Raw genomic sequence first — 19421 nt, 5'->3', positions numbered from 1 at the left:
GCTGCAATTGCAGATATGATTACTAAAAACCACAATGCCGATGAAACACATGCGGCATTGTGGAGTGGAAAAACTGAACAAGAATAGAAGGATTCAGGATTGACCGGTCTTTTTCAAATATGCTTACAAAAAAGCCCTGTCGTCCTCATCCTCGGGAACCAGTCTTAAATACTGATACTCCCAAATAATTTGCTGTTGATGCGGATTTGCTCCCGAAAGATCGGTATAGTCAAAATCAATCTTGAATTTTCCGGAGTTATCAAGGATGAAGGTCAGATTGGTCCATGGTTCATGTCCTTGTGACTGATATTCAGTCCACAGTTCTTCCAATTCATCAAGCAACTGATGTTTTAATTCGGCAAATTTCTCTTCAGACACGTGAAAAAGCTCCGGGATATCCAGACTATAAACCGGTTCCCTGCGTTCACTCGGATAGTAGAAGAAAAACGATTTGCTGAATCCATCTGCGACTTCCCCGTACAAATAAACCTTTTCCCATTCCTCCGGGATCATTTCGATTACCGTTTCCGCCATTTGCTGATATAATTTCCCCAAACGGGTGTCATCCATCTCATTTTCCTCCCGGTGTATTTTTAAACCTGGCTTCAACCCATCTGCCAATCAGTCCATAAATTATCCATTTTTTTCATTCTGCTTATTCAATCATTCATTGGAACCGCTTTATCAACACTGTCGGAACTTCTGAGGATTCGCCGGCGATGCACGCCTCGCACAGGCCGGGCAATCCGCCGGTGTTGTTGCACTTTGTTAAATAAAAAATGCCCCCGAAAGCGCCGGACAGGTTCATGCCCTTCTCCCTGCCCAGGCACTTTGAGGTCGTGAGCGAAGCTAAATCCGGCTCAAAATTTCCGACCGCTTGATCTTTTTGTCACTGCCTGCCGGATAATTTTCGAGCAAATGCTTTTTCAACCGTTCAGCCCACTCTTCTTGATATCCATCCACTTCTCTTATTCTTTCCATAAACTGATCAATGGATTGATCACTTTCGCTTTCCAAGAGTTGGGGAACATACTCTGTCTTTTCATATTGATAAGCTTGCCAGATCACGTAACATACCGCTTCAATGATCGAAAACAGGACGGATTTGGCTTGCGGATTTTCTTTTACCCCGGGATATCCTTCAATCAAAATTAATCCGTCATCTTCATCATCAAATCTCTCATAAAGGTCATCTGCACCGTACTTCTTCTCTTCAACCCATTCCCAGCACATGTCTGTCATTTCTCTTACCAGAGGGTACCATTCGTATTTTTTGGTTTGATCAATGATTTTTTCAGTCAAGGTCAATACATAAGCAGCTTTGGCATCTTCATTGATCTTCTCGTACCACCCCATCATAACTCCCCCTTTACTACGGCTTGTACGGATATTGTTTACCATTTTTCACTATAAAGAAATGCTTTTTTGTCACTTTTGCTCCTTGATTAACTTCACTTGAAACAACAATCTCAAGATTTGGATACCGCTTGCTGAGTTGACTCAGAATTCCGTCCATCGCATTCGGATTCTTCCCGAGTCCCGATTTGCACGAAGAGCATACTCCCGTTGGATTGGATTGATGAATATAGAGTTTCCCTTTCACATCAAGCCGATTTGGAAACTTCGCATCAACCTTTTGAACAAAATCATTGATGACCATCTCTTCAGCATGATTTTTGGCCTTATCCAGTCCAAACGGTGATTTAATCGGTCGGTTTGGCATTAACGTATCCAGATCCGGCAAACCAGCCTCTTTCAGTACTTGAGGAGAAGCACCTTCAAATACTTCTTTTTCCAATCCTTTAATATCGGTTCTGCCTACTGCGACGGTCTCTGTTTTAGGCACATTTAATTTGTTTCGATAGGCGGCCAGATCATTTTCCAGCAGTTTCGTATTAATGCATGATGTTGCTACGGCAAAATAGCCACGCTCCTGATTCAGTGCCACACAATTGGTCGCACTTTTAAAGAGGTTTTTTACAATCGGCGTTTTGGCCAGCAATGGTTCCAGTGAGGAGGCCGCCTTATTGACCGCCGGTTCGGCAAAATGGAAAAGTCCCAGCATTCCGGCTCCGAAGACCCCGGAGAAGATCATCATTTTCCAGTTGATCTTCCGGCCGTGCAGGAGATCGTCGGCCATACTGGTTCCTGCACCTTCAACTGCATTGACAAATCCGGCCCGGGTAAAGATTTTTTGCATCGGCCCGGGAAGTTTCCCGATCAGTTTGCTTCCCCCGCGCATCAGCGGACCCATAAATCGGGATTCAGCCAGTCCGGTCAGCAGTTTCTGCCCAACTCCGGTGGCCAGGGCTCTTGATGCTCCGCCGGCGATGCCCGCCCCGCACAGTCCAAGCAATCCGCCGATGGCCGCATCCATAAAAGTGTGTTTATCGATTTTCCCGCCATTCAGCCCGGCGCTGATCAAAAATGATAAAGCTGCACCGCTCAATACGGCAGCTCCCAGCGGCGGGGCGACAAAGCACAAGACCACCCCGACAATCACCACGGCCGCACAAGCGATGTACTCTTTATACTTGACAATCCAATTCCAGGTGGCGGATAACGCATCCACTACAACTTTGGCAATCTTGTCACACACCTTGCAAATCCAGTCCCAAAGCTGTGAGGCCTTGTCTTTCGTCCAGTTCCAGGCATCGGAAGCCTTGTCCGAGGCCCAATTCCACGCGCTCTTAAAAGGTTTGGTCACCGAATGCCAAAATCCTCCCTCATCTTTCTTTTCAGGCTGGGGAGGCAGCTGCGTCTTCGACGGCGGCGGATCTTCCTTTCCTTTATCAAAATGGTCATTTACCTGCGGAACCTGAAAGCTTCCGGCGGCATATGCCTGACTGCTGTAACATCCTGCACCGACAATGAAGACCAGAAGGAGCAGCAGGAACCCGTAAAAAAATTTACTCCTTCTGATGTAATTAACATTTTTCAAAATGATATCCACCACCTGAAGGGTTATTTATTTATATGAATATATTATGTCAACAGCCAATTGATGGAAAGGTCTAATAATATGATAAAATAATAAATTTCTATCCTCTTTGAACAAAAATACTTTTTCACCCATCATTCCAGGGATTCAATTCAGGAAAGCTCATTTTTCATCCTTAAATTTCTGTTCACATATGGCAAAAATCCTCGCTATTCTGCGCCAAGTGTTAAATACAAAATAACCCCGAAAAGCGCCGGACAGGTTTATGCTCTCCCTGCCTCGTCTCTTTTCGGGGATCATGATCGAAATTAAATCTGACTCAAGAGTTCCGACCGCTTGATCTTTTTGTCACTGCCTGCCGGAACATTTTCGAGCAAATACTTTTTCAACCGTTCAGCCCACTCTTCCCGATATCCGTCCACTTCTCTTATTTTTTCCATAAACCCGCTGTTTGTATATTCGTCATTTACCCCCTCAATAGGTTGCGGAACTTTATGTTTCTTACGTTCAAACACATATGCTTGCTTGATTGTATAAGAGGCTGCATGAAATACACACCAATAAACGAACTCGGCTTGCCGGTCACCTGTGAAAGGATCCTCTTCACAGGAAATAACGAACAGCCCCTCATCTTCATCGTCGATCGTTATGTAAAGGTCATATCCCTCATGCTTCTTTTCCTCTACCCATTCCCAGCACAGGTCGATGGATTCCCTGACCGTTGGATACCAATCATAATCGGTTAATTTATCCAATACTTTTTCGGATAATGCTAAAAAATAAGCAACTTTTGCATCAGCATTGACATTCTGATACCATTTTTCCAAAATCGATTGCCTCCCTGTTAAGCACGGTACTTGTTCTCACGACAGCGATCGTATTCATATCAGCATTCACCTTCAAAAATGACAAGGGTGTACCACTACTGCTCCCGGCAGCAGGGAGAAAAATAAACATAAAAAAAAGAGACGGTTTCCGGGGCCGTCTCTACCAAAGGGGGTTTTCATCCTGTATTTATTTTAGTCGATGATTTTTACAGGATGATTACAGGAGATTTACAATTCCATATCTTATAGTTCGAGGGATTCTCCGGCTTTCAGCGCCGCGCCTTTGATTCCTTTTTGCTCCAATTTTTTCACGAATGCCTCTCCATCCTGCTGAATCGCCGGGAACGTATTGTAGTGCATGGGAATCACTTGTTTTGCCCCGACCCATTCAGCGGCAATCAAGGCATCATCGGGGTCCATGGTGAAGTTGCCGCCAATCGGAAGCATGGCCAGATCAATCGGCTTTTGCATCCCGATCAGTTTCATGTCGGAATACAATGCGGTATCCCCGGCGTGATAAATCGTTTTGTCTCCGAGCGTCAGCACAAACCCGGAAGCAGGCCCCATGTAAATGATTTCTTTTTTCTCATCCAACACCAGCCCGCTGCCATGCAGGGCATTGATCAACTTGACGCTTCCAAATTCAAAGGAGAAGGTTCCGCCGGTTCCCATCCCATGGGTATTTAATCCCTGCCAGCCGAGCCAGACGGAAAGTTCGTGCGGGGCGATGACCGTGGCACCGGAGGCCTTGGCAATCTCGACTGTATCGCCGACATGATCATTGTGGCCGTGTGTCAGCAGGATATAATCCGGTTTCAAGTTCTCCGGTTTTACTTTCGCCAAGGGATTCCCGGTAATAAAAGGATCAATCAGCAGACGGTAACCGTTGTGTTCGATTTCAAAACAAGCATGACCATGGTATGTAACTCTCATTTTCTTACTCTCCTTATTTCATTTCTTTGCCAAAAATATCTTCTACAGGCTCCATGATAATGCGCTGCAAATCCTGAAGCAAGAATATCAGTCTTTCCTCCGCCTGGAGATAGGCAGTAATGGCGGGCACTCCCTGGATGGCAGTCGACAACTTTTCCATTTCTTCCGACTGCTCCGGAGACGGTTGTTTCCCCTGAAGATAAAGGGTTTGCATCTGAAGGCGTTTCTCCGTAAATTTGTCCAGCATCTCGCGAAACTTGGGATTCTCCTCCAATTTCCGCTTTGCTTCCTTCACTTCCAGATACTGCTGTGAAGCCCGGATGCTCCGCGCCAACTGATGGGCGTGGTCGTACGGATTAACCATGTGCATTCCCCCCTTTCTCTCATCCTACCATTTTCTTATCCCAGATTCATCCGTGAATGCCAAGCCTGTTTTTTTCACCCTGCCAAACATGCCTACATACGATGAATTAGTCATTTCAGGCGGAAGGGGATAGTCATGGGGGGCCAAAAAGTACAAATTCAAATTATTCCCGAAAGCCAATTTCCAAGGAATATCAATATGGTTATGAGCCGAATGCTGGCAAAAAAGCTGAAAATAGAAACCAACCCTTTTTGGGTGACGTTTGGTTCCGCAACAGCCAAAGGAGCGATTGCCTTTACCAACAAAACGAACAATTTGGTACGGATGAGTTCCCGGCTGGCCTCACAATTGAAAATGATCAACCAACCACTGATTCAAGCACGGTTTGACTCCCGCTCTTTCCGCTTGCGGTTTGGCCCTTTATTTGGAATTTTAATCAATGCCGAACCACAGGGCAAACAGGATCAATTATTCGGACTGATGACTCGCTTTTTGGAAGAATGCTGCGCCGCGGGGCAATCGCAAGGCGTCCGCGTCGCCATCTTTTCCCCGGAACAGCTAGATCTCAAATCTTGGGAAACCGGCGCTTGGGTTCGCGAGAAAGGACGATGGATCTTCACCAGGCTTCCTCTTCCCGACGTGATCTACAACCGGATTACCTCCCGCAAGCTGGAGCAGCAGGATCAGATTCAAAATAAACTGTACCAGCTGAAAACGCATTTTCATATTCCGGTCTTCAACGAAAAATTCCTTAACAAATACCAAGTATATCAAATCCTGATCAAAGATGAACGCACCCGGGAGATGCTTCCGGAAACCTATCCATTTCGCGTTTCCAGATTTAAAGAACTGCTTCAGCGCTATCCGACTGTTTATCTCAAGCCAAATAACGGCAGCTTGGGCAGCGGGATCATCAAGGTGAGCAGATCCGGCGGCAAGTGGATTTGCCAATCCTCCACGCCCGGCGGTACATTGACGCGCACGACCAAAACTTTAGCCGAGATGTGCAAACTGATGGCCCAAAGGATCGGACGTCAACCCTATCTCGTGCAGCAAGGGCTGTCCCTGGTGAAATATGATCAGCGGCAAATGGATTTTCGCGTTTTGGTGCAAAAAAACAGAACCGGAGACTGGCGGGTCACTTCTTCCGTCGCGAGAATCGCCAACAGCCAGCATATTGTCTCCAATCTCGCACGCGGAGGTACCGTGCGCAAAGCAGCGGATGTGCTGAAAGAGCTGAACCATATTCCCGGCAAACCGACAGACAGGGAGATTAAAGCGACAGCACTGGAAATCGCCAAAACATTTGAGTACCTGGCGGAAGGACACTTCGCCGAACTGGGAATTGACCTGGCCCTCGACACAAAAGGAAAAATTTGGCTTATCGAGATCAATTCCAAACCTTCCAAAACCGATGACACCATGGTCAATCCTACGGCCAATACCCGACCTTCTGTTTTGCGCCTGATCGAGTATGTGCACTTTTTGACGGAAACCGCGGGCGGACCCCATTCCCCTCCTTTTTCTCCGAAACCGGTACGAAAAATACGCGGGAGGGGTCCGACATGAAAATGGACATAAGCAAAAAGGTGTTAGGAATCATCGTATGTTATGGAAAAACGGAAAAGATGCCGCCCTTTTCAGAAGCTCCTTTTTTTTCGCAACTGGCAGTGGAAGGTGAGTCTCTGGGAATTGAGGTTTGCGTCTTCAATCCCCAGCTGGTTCATTGGAAGACGCGGACCGTTCCCTGCTGGATTGTGGAAAACGGCAGATGGAAAATGGCGGTCAAACCGCTCCCATCCCTGATCTATGACCGATGTTACTACCATACGACCGAACATTATTTAAGATATAAACCCTATGTTCTGAAGCTGGCAAATGACCCGCATATCCGCTTATTGGGGAGGGCGCTCGGCGGCAAATGGCAGACATATGAAATATTGAAACAGCATAAGGAAATCGCTCCGTATCTCCCGCACACGATTTTTTACCGATCAAGCCATGATGTGCTCGCTTTTCTGCAAAATCAGCCAAGCGCCCTGATCAAACCGAACGGCGGCAGTCACGGGCGGGGAGTCGTGGCGATCACGAAGCATCCCCCGGGCTATTTGATTCAGGGACGCACGCAGGCCAATAAATTGTTTTACCGCCAGTTGAAAACCGTGCAGGAACTGGAAACCTGGATCCAAAACTTCATCGGCCGCACCCGGTATATCATCCAACCGCTTCTGCCGCTGATGACACCGGATCAAAGACCGTTTGATGTCCGGATCTTAGTGCAAAAGAACGAGGAACGGAACTGGGAAACAACGGGAATGGCAGTTCGGACGGGCAAACCGAATTCCATCACCTCCAATCTTCACGGAGGAGGGCAAGCTGTCGCATTCAGACCCTTCCTCCAAAAACATTATGCACAAGAAACCATTTTTAAAATTCAAGAAACCATTCAATTTTTGAGCTCGATCGTCCCCCGTTTTATCGAACAACAACACGGGCCGCTTGTCGAGCTGGGAATCGATGTCGGAATCGAACCAAGCGGGCGCATTTGGATCTTGGAGGTGAATTCAAAACCCGGCCGCGCTGTTTTCCTCAGAACCGGCGAAATCAACATTCGCCGTCGCGCTGTCCAACTCCCTATTCGTTATGCCCATTCTTTACTTAAGAACACCTAGGAGGGTCACTATGAAATCAATCATATGCCAAACCCGAATCCATTCCAAAACACCTGCAAAAGCGATCGTGATCAGCCAGGCTCTGATGGAGCAATGGGGTTGTGTCAATGGGCAGTCCATTAAGGTGGAAGTAGGCAATAAAACGGTTATTACCCGTGTGGCAAGAGGGAAAATGAGTGGGCAGCAAATTATTTTCTCGCCCGCTCTTGCCAAACAACTCACTCTCCCTTACCCCGGACAAACCCGGGCCCTTTTTTACAACAGAACCCTGAAAATCGGCCCGGTGATCGGCATCCTGACAACCGGATTCACCGGGAACGCCGCCCAGCCATTTGGCGGACGATCACAACTTTTCCTCAGTTTCATTCGAGCGGGTGCAAAGGAAAAACCTTTCATCTATGTGTTTACCCCCGATATGGTCGACTGGCAAAACCGGACCGTTTCCGGATGGTATTGCATTCCGAATAAAAGCGGGGGCATGCGCTGGATTCGCCTGCTTTCGCCTTTTCCCGATGTTGTCTATGAGCGTGTTCCCAACAGGAAAGCAGAGTCTCTTTCCCATGTCCAATCCTGTCTCTCCCGCCTGAGGGAAACCAATCAGAGCAAGATTTTCAACCAGGGCTTCTTCAATAAATGGTTCATTCATCAATGTTTGAGCACCCATCCGGAGAGTTCCCAGTATATTCCGGAAACCTATCTCTCCCCTTCGATTCAAACCATTAAAAAGATGCTGGAAAAACATCAGATGATTTATTTAAAGCCGAGCGGAGGAAGTTTGGGGCTCGGAATTTTTCGCATCACCTATCATCCGCGGGAAGGTTACTTTTGCCGCTTTCATCAGGGAACCAAAAATGTGCTCCACCGCTTCAACTCATTGGAAAAACTGATTCGCCACTACTTTGGCAGCAACGAGTCTGAACGGTTTAAACGATACCTCGTACAGCAAGGCATTCGCCTGATCAAACATAACGACCGTCCCGTTGATTTTCGCGTGCACATGCATAAAGACGGGTCCGGAGAATGGAAGGTGGTGGCGATCGGTTCCAAAGCGGCGGGCTTTGGCTGTGTAACCACCCATGTACGAACAGGCGGTTCGATCATCCCCACCGATGAACTGTTAAAGAAAGTTTTTCACGAAAATGCAAGCTATATCGAAATGTCGATTAAAGAATCGGCGATTTTGATCGCCAAGGTTCTTGAAGATCAGATCAATGGTCCGCTCGGCGAATTGGGGATGGATATCGGAGTCGACCGCAGCGGAAGAGTATGGCTTTTTGAAATCAACGCCAAACCCGGCCGCCATATCTTTCTCCATCCGTCTCTCAGGGAAGCAGGGCGCCAATCTGCCAAGTATATAACGGATTACTGTCTAAAGTTAGCCAATTTTATCTGAGAAGGAGGGGGCATAAGTGAAGGTGCCAGAAGCAGGTTGGTTATCCATCCAACATAATCGCGGACAATATTTTTTCATTCCGCTGAAAGGTCACCAAACTTCGGAGTTAAAAAGTCCGCTTCCCGCCATTGTCGGAGCAAAGACACCCGGGCAACTCATCATCAGAAATTGGTCTTCCAAGCAGCACCTTCCCGTCTTCACCCCGGCAAGAGTGAAGAAAACATCCGATCATCGCTACCAAGTGGGCCCATTTGTCGCCATTCTGGCTGCTGACGGAAAACAGCCCTTTTACGGAAATCAGAATAACTTTGCCGACATTATCCGAACCGGACGCACAATGGGCGTCAGCGTTTATGTCATGACCCCCGCCGGGTTCAGGCACAACCAACAGAATCCCCATACCGTCAGAGGATTTCTGTTGGATCATCGCAGCCGCAACCTGCGCTGGATTCCGGCCGAACTTCCGATGCCCAATGTCGTTTACAACCGCATTCCCACGCGGACCGAGGAGCAGAAACCGGAAGTGCAGCAAGTTGTAAAACAATTGATGAACACACCCGGCATCTATTTTTTCAACCCCGGTTTTTTTGACAAATGGTCACTCTACCGGTTGCTCTCCGCCTCTCCGCGGCTGCGCCAGTTCCTGCCGGAAACAGCCATGCTGGAAAATCCGGCCGGTCTGAAACAGATGCTCGAACGCTATCCTTCCATTTATTTAAAACCGGCCAACGGCAAAGCGGGAATCAAAATGATGCGCGTCAATAAAAAGCCGGACGGCTTTGAACTCCACTATCAGTCGGTGTCGGCGAAAAAACGTTTTTCAATCGCATCGCTGCCTGCACTTTGGAATCATGTGCAACAGTTGAAAAAACCCGGCAACTATATCCTGCAGCAGGGAATTCCCCTGGCACAGTATCATGGCAGGCCTTTTGACGTGCGCATGCTGCTGCAAAAAGACGGTCAGGGAAACTGGGGATTAAGCGGCGCCGGCATTCGCGTGGCCGGTGCAACGGCGATCTCCACCCATGTTCCGATGGGCGGGAAAATCGAATCACTTGATCAGGTATTCCAGGCCGCATTTGGCGACAGGAAAAAAGAAATGAGGGAAAAGATCGAAAATATCGGTTTGGAGTTGGCTTCTTTCATCGAGACGAAACAGGCCGGCCCGCTCGGAGAGATGTCGATCGACCTCGGGATCGAGCCGAATGGGAGAATGTGGTTTTTCGAAGCGAATTCCAAACCGATGAAATTTGATGAACCGGATATCCGCATCCGCTCCCTGCGCCGAATCATCCAATATTCCCTGTATCTGAGTGAGTTTTCACAGGCAGTGAAAGGAGGAAGATGATGATTATCCGCCAGTTTGAACCACAGGATATCGAAACGGCCAAGGTTCCCGTCATCCGGTTTATGAAACGGTACGGAGATGGGCGAATTACCCATCGCGCTTTGCGCTGGTTTCAACGTTTATCCAAGCAAAACATCCCGGAAGGCACATATGTGGCGGCTGCGCTGGACAAAAAGAAATTGATCGGCGTGATCGTGTTCGGTCATTACGGACTTCAGGAATCCTTCATCGCAGTGCATCCGCAGTATCGCAAACGCGGTGTCGGGGAAGTTCTGCTCAAAAGCGCGCTGGCCAAACTCCCCAAAATTTACACGCGGGTCGCCTGTGATAATATCCCCAGTCTCAAGCTGTGTTTTTCCTGCGGATTAATCGCTTTTAAACTGATCAAAGGGCCGACGGGAAAACCGACGCTCTGGCTTGCCGGCGGGGACTATTCGACGGAAGACGTCATTCGGATGGAATATATCGCCAAAATCTCCCCCAGAGCAGAAGAAAAAAGAAGCGGATCGTAATGTCCGCTTCTTTTTCCATTCATTTCAAGCTTACTTATCCGGGATGACGCGTTTGGCTGTAATATATCCTTTATCCAGCCACGGTGTGCTCAGACTGTCAAAGCGAACGCCGCCCGGACCCCAAGTATGCAGGATTTTATTGTCTCCCACATAAATGGCCACGTGTCCAATTTTGCCGTGGGAGTGGCTTGTGGAAAAGAACAGCAAGTCCCCTTTTTGAATTTGGGAACGCGGGATGGTTTTTCCCACGTGTGCCTGTTCACGGGAAGTACGCGGCAAATGAATTCCGTTTTTCCCGTAAACGTATTGAACAAAGGAAGAACAATCAAACGTGGAGGTTACTCCGGAAGGAGACCCTAATCTGTAAGGGGTGCCCAAATATTGTTTACCCAATTTAATAATGTTGTCCGCCACTTGCAGACGATGGCCATTTGATTGTTCTTTCTCTGTTCCTTGTACCGGCTTGTTTTGCGCCGGCGCCTGCACAGGAGTTTGTGCAGATTCGTTATTGGATACAGGTGTAAACGTTTTATCTTTAACTTCCGAAGAATTGGAAATTGCTCGGCTATTATCGAATACCCACTCTAAACCGACTTTGCTGAAAACAGAGCTGAGAAAACTGGAATTTTCCGATGTTGCATTCAACGTGGCAGCATGAGAAATCCCCGTCGGCATCAATCCGGTAACCATTAAAGATGCAGCAACTGTCCAAACTGTTTTCTTTATGCCTTTATTATTTCGCATCAAATCCCCCTCTGCAAATAAAATTTTTATTTGTTAACGGCATGTCCTATGGTAACATAGATCAACACGAGATGATTATGTAAAAACTTCCATTGTCAGGAAAATCCGATAACGGCGTTTGTCGCGAAAAATGTCCCATTTTTTTCTATTGACATGTTTCCATCTCCCCACCCGGTGAATATACCTAGAAGAGGAATTTGCATAAGAAAGGGGCCTGGAAATTGAAAAAGCGAAGATCATCCTCATCCAGGAAAACAGGGACAACATCCCCTCACCTGCGCGATGAAATCATTCTGGAAGAGCTGATCCGGCTCGAACAGGAAGAACTCAGGAAAAAAAAGGCGTCAGCCCGGCCAACGCAGCAACCGGCAGAATCAAATGAACCGGAAGAGAGTTTGAAGAAGCCCGAATATAATGAACCGCCGTCCCCATCGATCAAAGAGACGCGCAATGTGACCGGATCCGAATCCTTTATTTACACGGATGATCTGACCAATTATTCCGTAACGAGAGAAAAAATCGCCAATCAGGCTGTCGATGGAAGTAAAATCAAAAAAGGTTCCATCAGCGTGGACCATATCGAACAAGATGCAATCATCGAGGCCAAGATTGCCGCAGGAGCCGTTACCGCTCCCAAAATCGCGGAAAAAAACATCAAGTCATCCCATCTCGACGATGATATCATCGGGGAAGAAAAAATCAGAAAAGAAGCCATCACTGCGAGACACATCAAAGACAATTCAATTCCCGGCACAAAACTGGAAGACCAGAGTATTGGTGAAAGCAAAATCAAAGACCGGGCGATTCTGGGCAAGCACATCGGACTCGGCCACATTCAGAGCGAACATCTGGCCGACCAGTCGGTCAGCGGAGAAAAGATCAAAAGCGGTGCGATCAGCACGAATCACTTGATGAATCAAATTATCAACAATCCCAAAATCGCCGATGGGGCGATCACGGAAGCCAAGATACAAAACGGCAGCATCAGCTCCGACAAGATCGCCGGCGAAGCAATCACCTCCGACAAAGTAGCCAAAGCGGCCATCCGTTCCCACCACATTGCCGATGAAACCATCCAATCCCACCATCTGCAAAACAAAGCGATCACCAGCAATAAATTGGCCAATTCTGTCATTATGTCAGACCATTTGCGCGATCAAATCATCGGGTCTCATCATATCGGGCCAAGTGTGATTCAAGGGAAGCATTTGGCTGATGATTCCATCACCAGGGATAAAATCGCCCCGGCAAGCATCGACGCCCATCGGATTCAGGATCAGGCGATCAAATCGAATCACCTGGCTCCTCGCAGCATTTCAGAACAGCATTTGCAAGAAAACAGTGTCAACAAAACGCACATCAAAGAGGCGAGCATCGGGGAGCAACATATTGCCAACAATTCGATTCCCGGCACAAAACTGTTGGATCATTCCATCACGACCTCGAAGCTCTCACCCGAGTCGATCTCCTCGGATAAAATTATCGATCAGGCGATCAGCACCAATAAAATAGCAGATCGAGCCGTAAACTCAGGCAAGCTCGCCCCGAAAAGCATTCAAAGCGAACACATCGAAGAGCGGGCGATTTTGCATAAGCATATTGGCGCGGAGCAGGTAAAAACCGAACATCTCTGCGACGAAGCAATCACTTCAAACAAGCTGGCACGGGAAGCGATACTGGGCAAACACATCGCCGCCGACACCATCACCGCATCCCACATTTCACCGTATGAAATTACGGAAAATCATCTCGCCGACCACTGCGTCACCTCGTCAAAAATAGCTCCGCAATCGGTGGAAGGCGGGCACTTGGCTGAAAACGCCATCCAGAGCCGTCATATTCAAAACGGGCAAATTTTAACAAACCATCTCGCACCCAAAGCAGTCAATTCCGAGCAACTGGAAGAAAGATCGGTGGGATCAGGGCATATCAAAGAACAAGCGATCTTATCCATGCATCTCGCTCCGGAACAAATTGAGGAAGAACATCTGAAACGGCAAACCATTACCTCCGCCGTCATTCAGGATCAGGCGGTCACCGGGGATAAAATCGCCCCTGCCGCCATTAAAGCAGAGCATGTACAGGAACAAGCCATCCGCTCCTCTCATCTTGCATCCGAACAAATACAAAAAAGACATTTGTCCCCCGGAGCAATTCAATCCAAACACTTGGAAGCAGAGGCGATCCAAAGCCGGCACCTCGGAAAACAGATAATCCGGGGAGAGCATATCGACATCCAGCAAATTAAAACACACCATTTGGAAGCGGAATCAGTGACGTCGGAAACACTGTCACCGGAGTCAGTCCAGTCAGTGCATCTTGCAGAAAACGCGGTCAGGTCAAAACATATCGGAGAAGAACAAATCCATGCACATCATTTGGCGAAAAACATCATCTATCAGGATCATATTCAGGAACAGGCGATCACCGGAGATAAAATCGCCAGCCATTCAATACAGGCAAAACATTTGGATGAAAAAACGATCCTCTCCCATCACATCGGAGACGGACAGGTGCAAAGCCATCACCTTGAACCCCGGGTAATCGGCTCCGATCAACTGGCAAACGAAGCGGTACAACCAAAACACATCACAGAAAAAGCCATTCTTTCCACTCATATCGCGGAGCAGCAAATTCAAAGCCACCATCTGGAAAAAGATTCGATCACCTCGGAATTACTCGCATCCGGAGCAGTCGAAACGAGACATCTCGTGGAAAATATCATCAGCAAGGAGCATATTGCCCCGGGTCAAATCGACGGGCAGCATCTAAAACCTGAAATCATCACCAATGTTCACCTGCAAAACCATTCGATCAATTCGGACAAAATCGCTCCAAACAGCATCCAAGCAAATCACTTAACGGAGCAGGTAATCAACGCTTCCCACATCGGGGACGAACAGGTGCAGAGCCATCACATTAAACCACAGGCAATCGGCTCCGGCCAACTGGCAAACGAAGCAGTGCAACCAAAACACATCACAGAAAAAGCCATTCTTTCCACGCACATCGCAGAGCGGCAAGTACAAAGCAACCATCTGGAAAAAGATTCAATCACTTCGGAATTACTTGCATCGGGAGCAGTCGAAGCCAGACACCTCAGGGAAAATCTCATCGGCGAGGAGCATATCGCCCCTGGTCAAATCGACGGGCAGCATCTTAAACCTGAAACTATTACCAACGTTCATCTGCAAAACCATGCAATCAATGCAGACAAAATTGCTCCAAACAGCATCCGGGCAAATCATTTAACAGAGCAGGCAATCAACGCTTCCCACATCGGAGATGAACAAGTGCACAGCCGCCATCTCGGCGCACATTCGGTTACCTCTGCCCATATTCAAAACGAAGCCATAACTGCGGAAAAAATTGCTCCACTTTCAATTGGAACCCTGCACTTTAGCAAACAATCAATTCAATCCGCCCACATCGGCCAACGCCAGATCGAAGGACACCACATCGCAAAACAAGCGATTTCACCGGAACATTTACAAGAAGAAGCGATCCGTGCCGGACACCTGACTTCCCAATGCGTCACCTCCCGCCATATCGATTATGAACAAATCAAAACGAAACATCTGGAGGATGAAGCGATAACCGCCCAAAAAATCCGCTCCCAGGCAGTGGAATCGCATCATATCGCCAAGCAAGCCGTTCAATCGGATGCCATCGCTGACGGAGCTGTTACGGCTGAGAAGATTGCCGACGGGGCAATCGGTCCGGAAAAACTGAGTTTTGCTTTGCCCGGGCCTGCTGCCGCCATTTCCGGATCTGCTCCGTTTGAGATTGCGGCCGGGAAACCGGAACAAACCGTACACATCCATCTTAACGGTCATATTCCCTCGCCCTACATTGTGGTGGCCATGACAAACCAGCCCTATTGCTTTGCGACTCTCTCCGATTTGCAGGAAGACAGCTTTGTGCTTCGCGTGCACCAAATCAAGGAAACACAAGAACAAATTAGAGGCACGGTCTTTTGGATCGCCAATCCGGTACAATCCTTTTCCGGCTCTCCCGCTGAGATCCCGATTGAACAGGTTGAAACAAAAACAGAAGACACACTGCAGATCGCTTCTTGCCGAAAAACGGATTCTCCCGCCTCAACCCATGATGAAAACCCGTGGGACTAAACAAAAAAACTGCTGATCAAAAACACGATCAGCAGTTTTTTGTGTGCTCCGCTTAAACGAACCGCCTGGTGCACTTTTTCCCGTTATAGCAAAATATGACCGGGCGTTCGTCAATCACCGTTTCCAGATGAACCGGCCGCCCCCAGAGAGCATAAACATGGGGCAGTGTTTTTTCCAGATATTTAATGTCCAGCTCAATTCCTTCATACCGGTGAATCAGATATAATTCGCCATTTTGCAGATAATCCCCATCCTGCACCAGAATCACGGGATATCCTCCGTTAATCCGGCTTGCCACCAATTGATCCCGTACATTTTCCCAATCCTTATCCGTGACCTTCCATTCATTCCCCTGACGGCTGAAAACATAGAGATCCAGGTCTTCCACCAAATCCTTGGTCAGGTAATTGCGCAAGAACGATTGATCGGACTCCAGTTCACGCACTTCAAAAATCTTTTGACGCCCTTGTCCCGGTTTGCGTCCCAATTGCTTCTGTTCCTGTTCCGTCGGATTGTCCCAGCGCCTTTCAATGTCCTCAAACAACTTGAGTCCCAAATGATAGGGATTAATTGAGGTTTTCGATGGCGAAAGGACGGAAGCATTCAACTTGGCGAACTCAATTGCTTCTTCCTCATCCAGATCCAGTTCCCGCATGATGCGAATATGCCAGTAGGAGGCCCAGCCTTCATTCATGATCTTCGTTTCCAATTGCGGCCAAAAATAGAGCATTTCTTGACGCAAAATCGTCAGAATGTCCTGGTGCCAATCCTCAAGGATTTTGCTGTTTTCCATGATAAAGAGCAGCAGATCTTTTTCCGGTTCCTCGGGGAAACGCTTTTTGCGGGGCTTCGGCTTGGCAGGAGGTTCGGCGATATGGTCCAACTTCCACAGATCATCGTAAGGGGAGGTGCGGTTTGGCTTCGGGGTATCAGGCGTTGATTTTCGTTTTCCTTTCCGGTGCAACCTGGCATCGATCAGGCTGGGATTGATATGCTCCTGAATGGCCAGTACGTGATCCAGAAATTCCTCCACCACTTCTTTCCCATACTCAATCTCATACTGGCGAATGCGCTCGGCACTGGCAGCCATCGTTTCAACCATGTCACGGGAGGTATTGGAAAAGCGGATATTATTTTTGAAGAAATCGCAGTGAGCAAGAACATGAGCCACAATCAGCTTGTTTTGCGTCAAACTGTTCCCCTTCAACAAAAAAGCGTAACAGGGATCGGAGTTGATCACCAGCTCATAGATTTTGCTCAGATTCAGGTCATACTGCAATTTCATCTTGTAAAAAGTTTTGCCAAAGCTCCAGTGGGAGAAGCGCGTCGGCATTCCATATGCTCCAAATGTATAGATAATATCGGCAGGACAGATTTCATAACGCATGGGGAAGAAATCGAGGCCAAATCCTTTTGCGATCTCCGTAATTTCTTCAATCGCCCGCTCCAGCTTTTTCAGATCCTCTTTCACTCGGCATCCCTTCCTTCCCTTGAAATGACCTTTCCCCGAGCCCGTGAAACTATCATCGGAAATCGGATCTGTTGGTGCGGTAACGAGAAAGATCTACACCCTAAGGAAACAGCCTTTGATAATGAGTGTCAACAACGAATCCTTAAAACTATTTCATTCAAAAGGGAAAGGTTTTGGAACAGCATCTTACACAGGATGAAACCTAAAATCGGGTATAGAAACGCTTAGTTTAATTATAAAGAATATTTGTCCATTTATCAAATTTCACATGCGAATTGAGGCCGATATTTACATAAAATAAATTGACAATCTCCGGTATCAGACGTTATACTAACTTCGATTCAACAGCATATGGAAAGCTCTTATCTCTATTAGGTGAGGTTCCTGTTCGGAGATACGCTACTGCCCAAAAATGTCGAGAGACACCAATGGGTCAGCAGGAAAGATCGGAATGAAGGTCTTTTCTAATGTAGCTGGTTTCGCGCAAACCTATGCCGTTCAGTGCCAAAGCTCAATGAGGGGGATAAGCGATCGGGCCTGGAAAGTGCGGGCTCAATTTGTGTTGAAACCCTCTCCGCCAAGAGTAAGGGTTATTTTTTATATTCGCAAAAAGGAGGGATTCACATGGATAACGCTTTGCTGAAACAGCATGAGCCTCAATCCGTGCTGGCAAATGCAGATCCGCCGGCAGAATTGTTGCACCAGCTGCAACCCTATGATCTGTCAGAAATGCTCAGGGAAATGGATGAAAAGAAAAGGCTCAAATGGATTGCCGCCCTTCCATTAACTCTAGCTGCCGAGGCGTTGGAATATCTGGAACCGGAGTTGCAGTATGAAACGCTCAACCACCTGGACGGCAATCTGGCTTCCATGCTGCTGAAGCAGATGTCGAGTGACATGATCGTAGACATGCTGCTTGCCGTCCATCCATTGCAGGCGGAAAAGATGCTCAAAATGCTGCCGGAGGACTACCGGGAAAAAATCAATGCTCTGATGCGCTATCCGGAATATACAGCAGGGAGCCTGATGACCGTCGACTACGTGTCCGCCCGGGCACATTGGACCGGAGAACAAACGCTCCGCCACATTCGCAAGGTGGGAGGAGAAGCCGAGATCATCTCCTATATCTATGTAACGGGAATGCGCGGCGAACTGGTGGGAATCGTTTCGCTTAAAGAAATGATCCTCGCCCATCCGCAGACCAAGCTGGCGGATATCGCCAAAAAGGATGTCATTTCCGTTCCGGCGGATATGGAGCAGGAAGAGGTTGCAGCCATCCTTTCCCGCTATGGTTTCTACGCACTTCCCGTCGTTGACCGGCAAAACCGTCTGATCGGGATCATCACCTATGACGATGTCGTCGAGGTAATTCAAGAGGAAGCGACAGAAGATATCCAAAAACTAGGAGGAAGCCAGCCGCTCAGCGAACCTTACTTTAAAACATCCGTCTGGAGCCTGTACCGCAAACGGATCGTCTGGCTGTTTATCCTCTTTGTCGGCGGGGCCTATACTTCGACCGTCCTGGAATCGTACCAAAGCACACTGGATAAAGTGGTTTCCCTTTCCTTCTTTATTCCCTTGCTGATCGGTACCGGCGGAAATACAGGGTCACAAATCATCTCCACCCTGATCCGCGCACTGGGAACGGAAGAAGTAAAGTTTCGCGACTTGTTTCGCGTGATCCGCAAAGAACTGGTCACCGGATTGCTGTTAGGCATTTCCTTGGGAATCATCGGCTTCTTCAGGGCCGAACTGATGGATGTGTCCGTTGCCATCAGCATGGTGGTCTCTCTGGCAGCCCTGTTTATCGTTTTGTGGTCTTCCTTGGTTTCCGCAGCATTGCCGCTTGTGCTGCACCGCCTCAAAATCGATCCGGCCGTTGTATCGGGACCGCTCATCAGCACATTGGTCGACGGAACCGGTTTGATTATCTATATGAGCATAGCAAAAGCGGTTTTGCATCTCTAAACTTCTAAGGAATCGAGGTTGATGAATCCTTGAGTACTGAGCAGAAGATGAAGGCAGGTACGGCTTGACATCTCCCGCTGGAACAACGGAGCATGTTCAAGGAGTATCTGCCTTCTTA

General features: G+C 48.0%; 15 protein-coding genes and 1 riboswitch. Of the genes, 7 read left to right on the top strand and 8 right to left on the bottom strand.

Annotated elements, in window-relative coordinates; genetic code table 11:
* Window positions 1–123: 123 nt before the first annotated feature.
* The 6 genes from JG50_RS0110775 to JG50_RS0110750 all read right to left on the bottom strand — a co-directional run bounded on the left by JG50_RS0110775 (window position 124) and on the right by JG50_RS0110750 (window position 5065).
* Window positions 124–570 carry an antitoxin YezG family protein gene (locus JG50_RS0110775; RefSeq protein ID WP_033101096.1) on the bottom strand — a complete coding sequence of 149 codons (447 nt, stop codon included), beginning with the start codon at window positions 568–570 and terminating at the stop codon, window positions 124–126.
* 279 nt (window positions 571–849) lie between these two features.
* Window positions 850–1356, bottom strand: a complete 507-nt coding sequence (locus tag JG50_RS0110770; RefSeq protein ID WP_033101095.1) for an Imm6 family immunity protein — start codon at window positions 1354–1356, stop codon at window positions 850–852.
* A gap of 16 nt (window positions 1357–1372) precedes the next feature.
* On the bottom strand, window positions 1373–2941 hold the full coding sequence (locus tag JG50_RS20480) for a hypothetical protein (RefSeq protein ID WP_052154211.1): 1569 nt from the start codon (window positions 2939–2941) through the stop codon (window positions 1373–1375).
* Window positions 2942–3249: 308 nt separating this feature from the next.
* Window positions 3250–3768, bottom strand: a complete 519-nt coding sequence (locus JG50_RS0110760) for an Imm6 family immunity protein (RefSeq protein ID WP_033101094.1) — start codon at window positions 3766–3768, stop codon at window positions 3250–3252.
* A 243-nt stretch (window positions 3769–4011) separates the two neighbouring features.
* Window positions 4012–4701: a metal-dependent hydrolase gene (locus tag JG50_RS0110755; RefSeq protein WP_033101093.1), complete on the bottom strand. Its 690-nt coding sequence runs from the start codon at window positions 4699–4701 to the stop codon at window positions 4012–4014.
* Window positions 4702–4714: 13 nt separating this feature from the next.
* Entirely contained in the window at window positions 4715–5065 is a 351-nt protein-coding gene (locus tag JG50_RS0110750) for a YlbF family regulator (protein ID WP_033101092.1), read from the bottom strand.
* 135 nt (window positions 5066–5200) lie between these two features.
* Here JG50_RS0110750 and JG50_RS0110745 point away from each other — a divergent pair, with 135 nt between their 5' ends.
* From JG50_RS0110745 to JG50_RS0110725, 5 genes are read left to right on the top strand one after another with little or no spacing between them, the layout of a single operon-like run.
* Window positions 5201–6634, top strand: a complete 1434-nt coding sequence (locus JG50_RS0110745) for a YheC/YheD family endospore coat-associated protein (protein WP_052154210.1) — start codon at window positions 5201–5203, stop codon at window positions 6632–6634.
* The gene (locus JG50_RS0110740) at window positions 6631–7737 is read left to right on the top strand and encodes a YheC/YheD family endospore coat-associated protein (protein WP_081943856.1); all 1107 of its coding nucleotides are present in this window, start codon (window positions 6631–6633) and stop codon (window positions 7735–7737) included. The genes JG50_RS0110745 and JG50_RS0110740 overlap by 4 nt, the downstream gene beginning before the upstream one ends.
* Before the next feature lie 10 nt (window positions 7738–7747).
* Entirely contained in the window at window positions 7748–9130 is a 1383-nt protein-coding gene (locus JG50_RS0110735; protein WP_033101091.1) for a YheC/YheD family endospore coat-associated protein, read from the top strand.
* A gap of 16 nt (window positions 9131–9146) precedes the next feature.
* Complete coding sequence (locus JG50_RS0110730) at window positions 9147–10478, top strand: YheC/YheD family endospore coat-associated protein (protein ID WP_052154209.1); 1332 nt, start codon at window positions 9147–9149, stop codon at window positions 10476–10478.
* Complete coding sequence (locus JG50_RS0110725) at window positions 10478–10990, top strand: GNAT family N-acetyltransferase (protein ID WP_052154208.1); 513 nt, start codon at window positions 10478–10480, stop codon at window positions 10988–10990. Before JG50_RS0110730 ends, JG50_RS0110725 begins: the two co-directional genes overlap by 1 nt.
* A 30-nt stretch (window positions 10991–11020) precedes the next feature.
* Here JG50_RS0110725 and JG50_RS18850 read toward each other — a convergent pair whose 3' ends face one another.
* Complete coding sequence (locus JG50_RS18850; protein ID WP_052154207.1) at window positions 11021–11734, bottom strand: C40 family peptidase; 714 nt, start codon at window positions 11732–11734, stop codon at window positions 11021–11023.
* Window positions 11735–11955: 221 nt separating this feature from the next.
* Here JG50_RS18850 and JG50_RS0110715 point away from each other — a divergent pair, with 221 nt between their 5' ends.
* Window positions 11956–15864, top strand: a complete 3909-nt coding sequence (locus JG50_RS0110715; RefSeq protein WP_152568550.1) for a WIAG-tail domain — start codon at window positions 11956–11958, stop codon at window positions 15862–15864.
* Between the two features lie 52 nt (window positions 15865–15916).
* Here the strand turns inward: JG50_RS0110715 and JG50_RS0110710 are convergent, their stop codons facing one another.
* A complete protein-coding gene (locus JG50_RS0110710) occupies window positions 15917–17335 on the bottom strand; it encodes a SpoVR family protein (protein WP_033101089.1) in 1419 nt (472 codons plus the stop codon).
* Between the two features lie 360 nt (window positions 17336–17695).
* Window positions 17696–17864: riboswitch (M-box (ykoK) riboswitch) on the top strand.
* 95 nt (window positions 17865–17959) lie between these two features.
* On the opposite strand from JG50_RS0110710, the gene mgtE reads away from it, so the two are divergent.
* Window positions 17960–19303: a magnesium transporter gene (gene mgtE / locus JG50_RS0110705; protein ID WP_033101088.1), complete on the top strand. Its 1344-nt coding sequence runs from the start codon at window positions 17960–17962 to the stop codon at window positions 19301–19303.
* Window positions 19304–19421: the final 118 nt, after the last annotated feature.

The sequence above is a fragment of the Thermoactinomyces daqus genome, from assembly GCF_000763315.1.
Lineage (GTDB): Bacteria > Bacillota > Bacilli > Thermoactinomycetales > Thermoactinomycetaceae > Thermoactinomyces_A > Thermoactinomyces_A daqus.
The sequence above is the reverse complement of the archived record's forward strand: the minus strand, read 5'-3'. Positions and strand labels throughout refer to the sequence as shown.

Bases quoted from the DNA above. Each gene is read 5' to 3' on its own strand.
- JG50_RS0110755 (WP_033101093.1), bottom strand. From the start codon at position 4,701: ATGAGAGTTACATACCATGGTCATGCTTGTTTTGAAATCGAACACAAC.
- JG50_RS18850 (WP_052154207.1), bottom strand. From the start codon at position 11,734: ATGCGAAATAATAAAGGCATAAAGAAAACAGTTTGGACAGTTGCTGCA.
- JG50_RS0110770 (WP_033101095.1), bottom strand. From the start codon at position 1,356: ATGGGGTGGTACGAGAAGATCAATGAAGATGCCAAAGCTGCTTATGTA.
- JG50_RS0110750 (WP_033101092.1), bottom strand. From the start codon at position 5,065: ATGGTTAATCCGTACGACCACGCCCATCAGTTGGCGCGGAGCATCCGG.
- JG50_RS0110725 (WP_052154208.1), top strand. From the start codon at position 10,478: ATGATTATCCGCCAGTTTGAACCACAGGATATCGAAACGGCCAAGGTT.
- JG50_RS0110775 (WP_033101096.1), bottom strand. From the start codon at position 570: ATGGATGACACCCGTTTGGGGAAATTATATCAGCAAATGGCGGAAACG.
- mgtE (WP_033101088.1), top strand. From the start codon at position 17,960: ATGGATAACGCTTTGCTGAAACAGCATGAGCCTCAATCCGTGCTGGCA.
- JG50_RS0110735 (WP_033101091.1), top strand. From the start codon at position 7,748: ATGAAATCAATCATATGCCAAACCCGAATCCATTCCAAAACACCTGCA.
- JG50_RS0110740 (WP_081943856.1), top strand. From the start codon at position 6,631: ATGAAAATGGACATAAGCAAAAAGGTGTTAGGAATCATCGTATGTTAT.
- JG50_RS0110745 (WP_052154210.1), top strand. From the start codon at position 5,201: ATGGGGGGCCAAAAAGTACAAATTCAAATTATTCCCGAAAGCCAATTT.